Origin of the sequence: Kamptonema sp. PCC 6506, assembly GCF_000180455.1 — a bacterium.
Taxonomy (GTDB): domain Bacteria; phylum Cyanobacteriota; class Cyanobacteriia; order Cyanobacteriales; family Microcoleaceae; genus Kamptonema; species Kamptonema formosum.
The window spans coordinates 1-9,156 of sequence record NZ_CACA01000178.1; the positions used below are offsets into that span (position 1 = coordinate 1).

The window sequence follows — 9,156 nt, forward strand, 5'->3', positions numbered from 1 at the left end:
CTCATCAACAATTGGGATAATTGATATGAGCCATTACCAATTACCCATTACCAATTACCCATTACCAATTACCAATTACCCATTCCCAATTACCCATTCCCAATTAACTCTTTAAATATATCATTTTGCCTAAGAGATTCAAAGTCTATTTCATTTACTGCTAGTTGCTTGCACATATTTTGGTTGAGATTAAATGCTCGTTTCAAGTTTTCTAGAGCTAATTCTATTTCACCTTGAAGAGCATAACACCGAGCTTTATTGTACCAAATTCGATAAAAATCGGGTCTAATTTTAGTGGCATTATCATAAGAATCAATTGCCGCATCATATTTTTGTAGCTTAGTGAGGGCAACGCCTCGATTGTTCCAAGCGTCTGTATAATCATTTTTAATTACTAATGCTTGATTGTAAGAGATAACAGCGTCTTCATACTTTTGCATTTTGGAAAGTGCAACTCCTCGATTATTCCAGGCATCGGCATAGTCGGCTTTGGCTTGAATTGCTTGTTCGTAACAGGCAATGGCTTCTGAAAGCTGCTGCATTTCTAATAATACTACTCCTCTATTATTCCAAGCGTCAGGATAGTTGGGGCGAAGTTTTGTAGCTTGTTCGTAGGAATCAATTGCTTCCTGATATCGCTGCATTCTTGTCAGCACTACGCCTCGGTTGTTCCAAGTATCTGCTAAGTCTGGCTGAATTTGTAGGGCTTGATTGTAAGCGTCAACTGCCTCTTCATAGCGATTTTCAAAGAAATAAGCGTCTCCCTGTTTGGCGTAGTCGCTACCGCTCATTAATTGTTTGCGATCGCCATATTTTACCGGGGTAAATTCTTGAATTTCCGGGTCGGCGAACAAAATATCAGTGTCTTCTTCGCCCCATTTTTCTTGCTGGTTAAGTTCGTCTAAGACGGTTTGAGCTTCAGTCAGAACTGTTTTTAATTGAGAAATTGTATCGTCTCTAAGACTAGCAATTTCTTGTTGGGCAAGAGCTGTTTGCTGGGCTAATTTCCCTAACAATATCCAAACGCCGACGGCGGCGGCGGTGGGGAAGAAAGTAAGTACAATTAAAAACACATTCAGCATGGATGCTGTGCGGCGAAAAGCGGTGTCAACTTCTTCGGAGACGCGATCGCGAATCTCCTCTTTTAGCTGCATCTCTTGTAAATCCTGCTGTTGAGCTAATAGCCCCCTAGAAGTCGCAGAGGGAGCAGCAGTGGCACTTTGAGAGAGTAAAATAGTGGCGATCGCGATCGCGCTAAGTTCTGTAAAGATGCTGACCCAAGCAATTGCCTTCGCGATCGCTACCAGATTTCGGATTTTCATGAGTTCGGTCTTGAAACAGACTATTATAGCTAGGGACTAGGGGCTAGGGACTAGGGGCTAGGGAAGAAGGGAATAGAATCAGCGGGTTCGAGCTAATTAGCTCCACCTAATTAAACATAAGATCGGGATGGCTAAAAAGCTGACTGTATAAACATTCTTCCTTCTTCCTTCTTCCTTCTACTTATGAGCGAGTATCCTAATCGACAAAAGCGGTTGCTATTAAATCTAGGATATCTTTTATACGATCCCCTAGCCCTTGATACTCCCATCGCCAAAACTGCATGGGCAATAGCTGCCTGACTGCATCAAAATAAAAAGGTAATATCAGCTCTAAACGCTTATGTCTGACTGGGTAGAAATCGGTACAATTGTCGCACCTCAAGGTTTAAATGGCGAAGTGCGGGTATATCCCAACTCCGACTTCCCAGAACGTTTCTTGGAACCGGGACAGCGTTGGATGCAGCGCCCTGGCAAAGCAGAGCCCGAACCGATTGAGTTTTTGGGAGGGCGCTATATTCCGGGGAAAGGAATTTATGCGGTGCAGTTAGCAGGGGTGGAGAATATAGACGAGGCAGAAGCGCTGCGGGGTTGCCAACTGTTCGTTTCTGCAAGCGATCGCCCTCATTTGGAGGAAGGTGAATTTTATGTGCGCGATTTGATCGGGTTGCAAGTATTCTACCAACAGACGGGTGAAATGTTAGGCACTGTGGTGGATATAATTCCAGCCGGTAATGACATCTTAGAAGTAGAATTGCAGCAGAAGCCTGAACCCGCAAACATTTTAGAGGAAGAGTCTGCCACTGGACAAGTAGCGACCCACCCCAGTCAACGCCGCAGCAAAAAACAAAAGGAACGCCCTCTCAAGTCAAAATCAAAAACAGTTTTAATTCCCTTTGTCCAAGAGATCGTCCCCATTGTTGAGATCGGGCAGCGCCGGATTGAAATTACGCCTCCACCTGGTTTACTTGAGTAACGAGCAAGTGTTGGGCTAAAGTCTAGAGCTATTGCGATCGAGAGGGATTACTTAGTTTTGAGTGCGATCGCCCAATATTCACTCTAGACATTCTTTCATAAGATTAACCCCAACTGGCATTAAGAGAATAGGATTAACCTACCGTTAAGGGTCGTTGCCGTGTTAACTTAATGGTGGCGAGAACTGGCAAGAGTAATGGAACTAACCAAATTATTACAAAAATATGTATTTCTATGATTTGAACGACAAACTTATTGTATAAATTTGGTTTCAGTAAAATTCTAAATCTGCTGATAGACAACTAAAAAAAAACATACTAAACTTAAATCGTAGCACAGAGTTTTCTTTATGCTTCTTGATAGAGAGTTGCTCAATTTAGTTGTAAGCAGCAAGTAATCGAAAGAGAAGCTCACTTGAGGATACAAAAGTGAAGGCAGAACTTTACAGGATAGAAAACAAGACTTATAGCAACCTTCTAGGTAGTTAGTACATTCTAGTTTCCTCAAACCCTTAATTCTATTCCCTTCTTCCTCTTCTTTCCCTTCTTCCCTGAGCATCGTAGCCCCTAGCCCTGAGCATCCTAACCGCCTTAGCGGTTGCTATAACTGTAATACTTGTGGTAACAAAAATTGGCTCGGCAGTTCCAACACAATTCCTCAAAGAGGTTTTTGGCAATGGCTAACCATCCCTTAGAAACAGAATTAACCAAGAGACTTACTCTGTTAGATGCCTTTTTCAGCTCCGCCGCAGTGGGAATGTGCATTTTTGACGACCAAATGCGATTTATAGATATTAATGAAACCCTCGCTAAAATAGATGGGCTACCAGTCGCCGAGCATATTGGTAAGACTCTAAATGAAATTGTGCCCGATCTCGCGCGAATTTTAGAGCCGATTAACAGGCAAGTGATCGAGACTGGTATTCCCGTCCTTAACTACGAACTAAACGGAGAAACTCCAGTTCAGCCAGGGATAAAAAGGCATTGGACAGCTTCCTTTTTTCCGCTTTCCAACAACTTAGGCATCAGCGTCGGCATAGGTACAATAGTAGTAGAAATCACCGAGCAAAAACTTGCTCAAGCCGTACAAGAAGAATTAATCGAGTCTTTACACAAAAGCGAATCTAAACTGAAAGCTGCGGAAAAATTAGCTCACGTTGGTAATTGGGAAGTCGATATTGCTACAGGTGCTTTTACTTGGTCAGATGAACTTTTCCGCATATTTGGACTAGACCCCAATCAACCGCTACCGAATGCTTTAGAAGACTGCCTTTCTATCCATCCCGACGATTTAGCCTACTGGAAAAGCCACATTAATGGTGCTATTGAGCGAGGGGAAGCTTATGCGATTGACTTTCGGATCGTCCGTCCCGATGGTGAAATTCACTATATTTCAGATCGCGGACAGCCAGAGATTATCAATGGCAAAGTCGTGCGCTTATTCGGTACTGTGATGGATATTACGGCTCGCAAACTAGCAGAAGTTGAACTGCAAAGAGCGAATGAGGAACTAGAGAATAGAGTTGCACAGCGCACTGTCGAATTGAGCAAAACAATAACCTCCTTAAGTTTAGCTAACGCGCAGTTGCAAAATGAGATTGCATCGCGTCAGTTGGCAGAGAAAGCACTACAAGAAAGTTTAGAGCGTTTTGAATTAGTTAGCCAAGTTTCTTTTGATGGAATTTGGGACGGCCGATTCGTTTGGGATGAGAACGGAAATTCGAGTGAAGAAGTTTACTATTCGCCGCGATTAAGGGAACTAATTGGCTTAAAAGAGCAAGATTTATATAACAGAACTGAGAGTTATACTTCCCGTATCCATCCAGAAGACCGCGAGCGAGTTGCTAATGCTCTTAATGCTCACATGGGTAGTGGACTTCCCTACCAAGATATCGAGTACCGAATTTTAACTAAGAGTGGATTTTATCGCTGGGTTAGTGCCAGAGGTCAGTCCCAGTGGGACTCACAAGGTAGAGTCTTACGATTTATCGGTTCAATTCGCGATATTACGGAGCGCAGACAAGCAGAAGCAGAACTACAACAAACTCAAAAATTTTTAGAGTCCGTGCTGAATAATTTGCCTGTTTCTGTGGTGGTTAAAGAAGCTTCTGATTTGCGGTTTGTGTTGTGGAATCCAGCGTCTAAAAGTCTGCTAGGATTTGGACAAGAAGAAGTAATTGGCAAAAATGACTATGACTTTTTCCCTAAAGAGCAAGCTGATATTTTTACGCTCAAAGATCGGGAAGTATTAACTAGCGGTAAAGTGATCGATATCCCTGAAGAGCCGATTCAGACTAAGCACGGCGAAGAAAGGATGTTACACACCAAGAAAACTGCGATTTTAGATGCTGATGGTTCCCCTGCTTATTTGTTAGCTATTGCTGAAGATATTACTGACCGCAAGCGAGCGGAAGCTGCTTTGCAAGAGAGTGAGAAAAGATATCAGACCTTAGCGAGATTGTCCCCTGTGGGGATATTTAGAACGGACGTTAAGGGATATTTTTGCTATGCTAATGAAAAATATTGCGAGATCGTCGGGATAACGGAAGCGGAAGCGCTAGGAATGGGTTGGTCAAGGGTATTGCATCCTGACGATCGTGATCGCATTCTCAGAGAATGGCATCAGTCTACAATCCAAGGGATACCGTTTCGCTCCGAGTATCGATTTGTGCGTCCTGACGGGACTGTAACTTGGGTTTTAGGCCAATCATCCCCGGAAATAGAAGCAGCGGGAGAGGTGAAAGGCTATGTAGGAACTATTACGGATATTAGCGATCGCATTCAAGTAGAAGAGGCCTTACAAGAATTTGCAAATCGCCTCGAACTTCTTAACAAAATTGCCAGTCAGGTTCGTGCTTCTCTAGAAATAGATACTATTTTAGAAACCGTTGTAATTAGTATTCGCGATCTCTTAGATGTTGATATTTGCAGCTTTTTTTGGTACAAAACAGACTTTGAGGAACCTGTCTGGGAAGCGGTGAAAGAAGCTAACAAGTTTACCGACCTTAGTATGATGGGGATTTATCCAGCTTCTACTATTGTTCCCCTCTCAGAAAAACTGTTAAAACTAGAAATGATTTGTGTTGATGATGCCGTCGAGCATAGCGATATAGAGATGCGCGAAGCATTATTATCACTAGGCTTTTATTCATTTTTATCTGTACCAATTCGGACTCCCGGAGGTGAAATTGGAGCATTAACCTGTAATCAGTTTAGCGATCCCCGACCTTGGAGCGAGAGCGAAGTAGAATTAATCAAAGGCGTAGCGGATAATTTGGCGATCGCAATTTCCCAAGCGGAACTTTATAAACAAAGTCAGGTTTCTGCTCAAATCGCTCAAGAAAGGGCCCTACAATTAGAGGAAGCTTTAAAACAACTTAAACGCACTCAAACTCAGCTAATTCAGTCCGAAAAAATGTCTTCTCTAGGTCAATTGGTGGCTGGAATCGCTCATGAAATTAATAATCCTGTGAGTTTTATTTACGGGAATATTGACCCTGCTAGGGAGTATATTTCTGATTTACTAGGTCTATTGGATCTTTATAAAGCGGAATATCCAGAACCGACTAGAGCCATAATTTCGGAAATGAAAGCTATGGATTTAGAGTTTATAGTAGAAGACTTGCCTAAACTTTTAGAGTCGATTAAGGTGGGAGCTGAGCGGATTGGAGAGATTGTGCTTTCTCTGCGTAATTTTTCACGGATGGATGAAGCTCAAATCAAAGATGTTGATATCCATGAAGGGATTGATAGCACGCTGAGATTGTTACAAAATCGGCTGAAGGCTCAACCAGATCATCCAGAGATTGCAATAGTTAAGGAGTATGGAAAGTTACCCCTAGTGGAGTGTTATGCGGGTCAGTTAAATCAAGTGTTTATGAACTTATTGAGTAATGCGATTGATGCTTTGGAGGAGCGAGACCGAAGGCGATGCGCTGAGGAAGTTAAGGCTAATCCTAGTATGATTAGGATTGGGAGTTATGTAGTTAATTCTGAGCGAATTGCAGTAGTTATTGCTGATAATGGCCCGGGAATACGGGAGTCGGTGCGAGCTCGGATTTTCGATCCGTTCTTTACAACTAAACCTGTGGGGAAAGGAACGGGGTTGGGATTAGCGATTAGTTATCAAATTGTAGTAGACAAACATTTGGGGAGTTTGCGGTGTGATTCTGTAGTGGGTGAGGGGACGGAGTTTGTGGTGGAGATTCCTGTGAAGAGAAGTTGAGGAGAGTTCAGTAGAAGGAAGAAGGAAGAAGGTAGTCAGGATTAGTATAAAACCTATTGACCTAATTCTTGAGAACGCAGAGCAGCCGCTTTCACTGCTTCTATCAAAGCCGAGCGAAAACCTGCTGTTTCTAATTTAGCAATTCCTGCAATTGTTGTACCACCGGGACTCGTTACTCTATCTTTCAATTCTGCGGGGTGCATACCCGTTTCTGCTAACAATTTCGCAGTTCCTAATACTGTTTGCAGTGCTAATTTAGCCGCGATCGCTCTCGGCAAACCAGCATAAACTCCGCCATCTGTCAAGGCTTCTATCAAAATTGCTACATATCCAGGGCCGGAACCCGAAAGCCCCGTCACTGCATCCATCATGCTCTCTGGCACTTCTACCACTTCCCCTACCGCCTGAAAAATGCCTGTAGCTAGCTCCAAATGATGCGATTGAATGTATTTTCCAGGTGCGATCGCACTCATTCCCGCCCCCACAGTCGCGGGCGTATTTGGCATCACCCGCAACACCGGATAGCCCGGAAAAGCTGCTTCTAACTTACTCAAAGGTACGCCAGCCAAAATTGACACTATCATTGGCTGTTCCCCCTTAGTACCAACAGTTTCACCATTGGTCAACTCCGCCGCCACTTGCTCAAATACTTGGGGTTTAATCGCCAAAAATAGCACTTCAGTTGCAACCGCAACCTCTTGATTATTTCCTGTCACTTTCACGCCGTATTTCTCAACCAAAAAATTGCGGCGTTGCGGCTGGGGTTCGCTCACTAAAACTTCTTTTGATTGATAAATTTCTCGTGCAATTAAGCGAGATAAGAGAGCTTCTCCCATTACCCCGCCGCCAATCATACCAAATTTTATAATTGTCATTTGTTAATGGTTAGTTGTTAACAGTTAACTGTTAACTGTTAACTGTTAACTAATTAATTGTTATACATTATGCTTTTTATTACGAAGGTCTTGAAGCAATCCCAGAGCTTTGAGATTGCTTCACTGCGTAAGCACTACGTGCAGGCTACGCCAACGCAATGACAGTATATGGTTAACTATCACCAATTAGCAATTAGCAATTAGCAATTAGCCATTACCAATTAGCAATTACCAATTACTAAAGTGCCGCTTGTGCTTGTTCTGGCTGCCAAGTTGGAGCAGCGGGAGCTGCAACACGGGGACGACCTTGAGCTGAGGGCACTTCATGTACCACTCCCGATTGAGTCCGCACTTGTACGCAACTCGGCGTAAACAAGAAAATACTTTCGCCAATTCGTTCTTGATGACCATCTAGAGCGTAAGTTCCACCAGCCACAAAATCTACAGCTCTCTGAGCTTGATCTGGGTCCATCACTGTCAGATTCAAAACTACAGACTTGCGTTCTTTCAGAGCTCTAATTGCTGCCGGCATTTCTTCAAAAGTGCGAGGTTCCATGACCACCACTTCCGAAATTCCGTTCATTGCTCCAGGCATTCCAATCACATTATTCATTACTGAACCAACTCCACTTATCGGTGCGACAACATCCGTACTTGGCGATCCTACTACAGGCCGTTCCCGCAAGCGGCGATTAGTGCGGCGTTCTTCCTCTGCTGTAATCGCTGAAGGTTGCTCTTGCGGTTGGTAGGCGTTTTGATAACGCTCTCCTTCCATTTCGTCGTACTCATAATCGTACTCAACAGGATCGTTGAGTCCCACAAATTCTCGCAGTTTAGAAAAAATGTTCACGCTTCACGCTCCATCACAACTTATTTGCCCTGACTATAACTGATACTTTTAACTTAGACGTTCTGTGATTGCCGACTTATTTTTGTCAGATAGAGTCTAACACAAGATGTTTGGCTATTTTTGGGAAAGTCAGGAAAAAAGTTCTCAACAGTAAAATTGCTGTTGTGGGTGAGTCGAGGGCCTTTGACTACTTCTATAATTTACCGCTCAACCGTTTTTATTTGGATCTGCGATCGCTGATGTCCCCCTTTCACCAAACAAGGTTCGTCCAACCCGTACCATCGTAGCACCTGCTTGAATGGCTAAATGATAATCTCCAGACATCCCCATTGAGAGTTGCTGCATTTCAATGTGCGACCAATTTTGCTGTCTAATTTTCTCCGCTAATTCGCGAGCAGTGTTAAAAAGACTGATGGTTTGCGCCTCATCTAATCCTAAAGGAGGAATTGTCATCAATCCTTTAATTCTCAGGCTTCGACACTGATTGATCTCTGGCAAATCGGCAAGTAATTCGGGGATACTCCAGCCGTATTTATCGCGATCGGGCAAAATTTTTACTTGCAGACAAGCTTGAGGCTGGTAGGCAAGTTCTTCAGCTAGGCGATCCAAACGCTGAGCTAGTTTTAAGCTGTCTACGGAATGAATCCACTGGAATTGTTGCACAGCTTTAGCAGCTTTATTGGCTTGGAGGTGGCCGATCAGATGCCAGGTAATATCAGGCAAATCTTGCATTTGAGCTTGTTTGTCTGCTGCTTCCTGAATCCGACTCTCGCCAAAATCCCGCACTCCTGCGGCATAAGCAGAGCGCATAGCGTCAACAGATACCTGCTTGCTGACGGCGATTAACCGCACGCTCGGAGGTAACTGTTGGCGTATGTTAGCAATGCGATCGGCAATGTTGGTCATGGGGAGC

Annotated in this window: 6 protein-coding genes; 2 read left to right on the forward strand and 4 right to left on the reverse strand. The window is 43.6% G+C overall.

What is annotated here, in order from left to right; genetic code table 11:
- Window positions 1–89 precede the first annotated feature (89 nt).
- Window positions 90–1,322, reverse strand: a complete 1,233-nt coding sequence (locus OSCI_RS09620) for a tetratricopeptide repeat protein (RefSeq protein WP_007354740.1) — start codon at window positions 1,320–1,322, stop codon at window positions 90–92.
- Window positions 1,323–1,662: 340 nt separating this feature from the next.
- Between OSCI_RS09620 and rimM the strand changes: the two genes are divergently transcribed.
- Window positions 1,663–2,295 (forward strand): ribosome maturation factor RimM, encoded by a 633-nt coding sequence (rimM, locus tag OSCI_RS09625; protein ID WP_007354742.1) that lies wholly within the window; start codon window positions 1,663–1,665, stop codon window positions 2,293–2,295.
- Window positions 2,296–2,969: 674 nt separating this feature from the next.
- Entirely contained in the window at window positions 2,970–6,518 is a 3,549-nt protein-coding gene (locus OSCI_RS09630; RefSeq protein WP_007354743.1) for a PAS domain S-box protein, read from the forward strand.
- 53 nt (window positions 6,519–6,571) lie between these two features.
- On the opposite strand, the gene proC is transcribed toward OSCI_RS09630, so the two are convergent.
- The 3 genes from proC to OSCI_RS09645 all read right to left on the reverse strand — a co-directional run bounded on the left by proC (window position 6,572) and on the right by OSCI_RS09645 (window position 9,149).
- A complete protein-coding gene (gene proC / locus OSCI_RS09635) occupies window positions 6,572–7,393 on the reverse strand; it encodes a pyrroline-5-carboxylate reductase (protein ID WP_007354744.1) in 822 nt (273 codons plus the stop codon).
- Window positions 7,394–7,631: 238 nt separating this feature from the next.
- Window positions 7,632–8,243: a cell division protein SepF gene (locus tag OSCI_RS09640; RefSeq protein WP_007354745.1), complete on the reverse strand. Its 612-nt coding sequence runs from the start codon at window positions 8,241–8,243 to the stop codon at window positions 7,632–7,634.
- Between the two features lie 207 nt (window positions 8,244–8,450).
- Window positions 8,451–9,149 (reverse strand): YggS family pyridoxal phosphate-dependent enzyme, encoded by a 699-nt coding sequence (locus OSCI_RS09645; RefSeq protein WP_007354746.1) that lies wholly within the window; start codon window positions 9,147–9,149, stop codon window positions 8,451–8,453.
- Window positions 9,150–9,156 lie beyond the last annotated feature (7 nt).